The organism is Frankia sp. CcWB2 (assembly GCF_977927585.1).
The window spans coordinates 3,507-5,857 of the sequence record NZ_CDWRCM010000057.1 but is presented as its reverse complement, the minus strand read 5'-3'; the positions used below and the strand labels follow the sequence as shown (position 1 = coordinate 5,857).

Here is a 2,351-nt window from a genome sequence, read left to right as displayed (position 1 = left end):
AGACGGGGCGCGTGGGTCACGGTCCCGCGGATGGCGCGCAGCACATCCCCTTCCGGCCAGATCATCAGGTCCATGATGTCGCTGCCCGGAATCGGGATACGGACAATCACGTCTCCGGTCGGCGTGCCCATCCGGATGTTGTGGTTGTAGAAACCCGACGCGGCATCGGGGCGCCCGACCGCCTGCCGGTACAGCTCGTCGGGCCGCCACGTGTGCCCGTCGAGCAGGTCGGCGACGAAGTCCTCAATGCGGGCGTCAAGATCGGTAAGCGTGCCGAACGGCTGGATTCCTGCCCGTGCCCGGCTCGCGGCGGCGGTCACCTGCTCGTCATCGATGCCGAGGATGGACAGTGCGTGCGCCGAGCAGAGGATGATCGTCGGGTAGACGTCGGCTGCTTCCAGCTCGCGGACTGTCCACTGGAGCGAGGAAACCGTTTCGTCGAGCTGACCCCGGCGAGCATGGACCAAGGCGCGGTAGAACTCGGCGCGGGCTCGACCGGAGCGATACCCGACTCCGTCGAGGGCGGCGCACGCGGACCGTAGGGAGGTCTCGGCCTCGTCGAGTTGACCGCATCGGAGCTGCCCGACAGCGAGAGCGGTATACGCCTTGCCGAGCTCGTGATGGGCGCCGATCTCGCGTTGGATCTCGATCGCCTGGCCTGCCTCGACGATTGCCTCGGCAGGGTGGGTGTAGGCGAGGAGTTCGGCCCGGTTGGTCTGGATGTTGGCCAACCCGAGGACGCTGTCGGCCGCGGCGTAGTGGGCGGCGGCCTCGTCGAGATAGCGGGCGGCGGCGTCGAACTCGAACGCGAACCGGTGAGCGAGGTGACGCATCCGGGCCACGTCTCCGTGGAACTCGGCGTCCTGCCCCGGAGCGGACGCACCCAGGTCGGTGGCGAGTACTTCCGCGTCTTGGAACCGGCCCTGGGCCATGTGAAGGTCGGCGGCCCACAGGCCCGCGGTCAGCCGGGATGCCCCCGTGGCACGGTCCCAGACCTGGGTGTAGGCGCCGAGCGCGGCCCGGGTCTCACCGGCGATGCGCCGCCCATGTCCGGCGGCCACGGCGAGCCGCGCGCCGACCATTGTGTCGATGGCCAGAGCGGTGACCGGTTCGGGAACCAGCGCCGTGACCGTGGCCGCGTCGCCGAGGCGAATCGCTGCCTCAGCCTGCAGGCACCGCAGGGCTTCGGGCAAGTTGTCGTGGTCGGGCTGGTCGTTGAGCCGGGCGCGCAGGTCCTCGGTGATGCCTTGGGCGGCGCTGTGTCCCCCACGGCGAACCGCGCGGTCGGCATAGCCGAGGATGCTGTCGCCGCTGATCTGCCGACCCTGGAGGGCGTGATAGGCGGCCTCTCGCAGGGCGCGGGCGGCATGAGTGCCACTGTCCCGGCCGGTCGCCTGGTCGGCCCGGTTCTCCCACAGTCCCTGTAGCAGGGCGTGGATGTCGGTGGTAGTGCCCGGAGAAAGCCGTTCCCGCAGAGCGGCGGCCATGAGCGGATGAAACCGCAGCGCGGTGTTTGCCGGGTAGACGAACGAATATGCGGTGAGGGATTCCCAGGCGATGCGATGCCCCGGGAGATGGAATGTGGCCGTCAGCATCCGGAAAATATCATAGTCGAAGATTCGTGCCGGGCTCAGGACCTCCAGCGATCGAATTTCTTCCGGGGCGACATGCTGAAGGAAGCGTGCCAAGAGCTCCTGTTGGGACACGAGGGCGCCGCTGACCCGCCCACCGGTCTGTAGGTGCGTGTCCACCGCCAGGTTCAGATAGAATGGGAGACCTGCGCTGGCGTCCGCAATTATCTGGCGCTGGAACGGATCGGTGATCCCGCCGGTGTCGAGGAGTTCTAGCCGGGCTTCCATGGGCAGGCCGCCGATGTCGCACATCTTGATGAGGCCGTCCCATTCGGGATCCGTCAGTTCCCACCGCAACGGTTCCCGGCTGGCGATGACCACCAGGCCACGGTCGAGCTGTGCCACGAGATCACGTAGCCAGGCATCCGCGAGTTGCGCCCGTCCGGTGCGTACCGGGCTCGGTACCAGGGCCTCGTGGCTGTCAATGATGATCACATACTGTCTGTCCTGGCTGGCGGCCCGAAGGTCTTCAGCGAACAGAAACGTGACGGCGTCGGCGAGCTCACTGTTCGGCAGGTCGTCGAGCGTCGCCAGGGTGGGATCGCGCCGCACCCGCAGGCGGCGGCGTACGTCGGAGCCGCCGCGCTCCAACAGCTTGACAAGGCCGCGGGCCGTACCGAAAACCGGAATTCCGGTCATCGTGTCGGCGATATCCGCGAGAATGGAACTCTCGTCGATGAATGCCAGTTCCGAACGGTTCAACCGCAGGTGTGGGTGTAG

The 2,351-nt window shown here is 67.5% G+C and carries 1 protein-coding gene; it reads right to left on the bottom strand.

The window, feature by feature from the left end; translation table 11 throughout:
* Positions 1-2,270, bottom strand: a 2,270-nt coding sequence (locus ACY45C_RS08470) for an aminoglycoside phosphotransferase family protein (RefSeq protein ID WP_462187070.1), incomplete at its 3' end; no start/stop codon positions are given.
* Positions 2,271-2,351 lie beyond the last annotated feature (81 nt).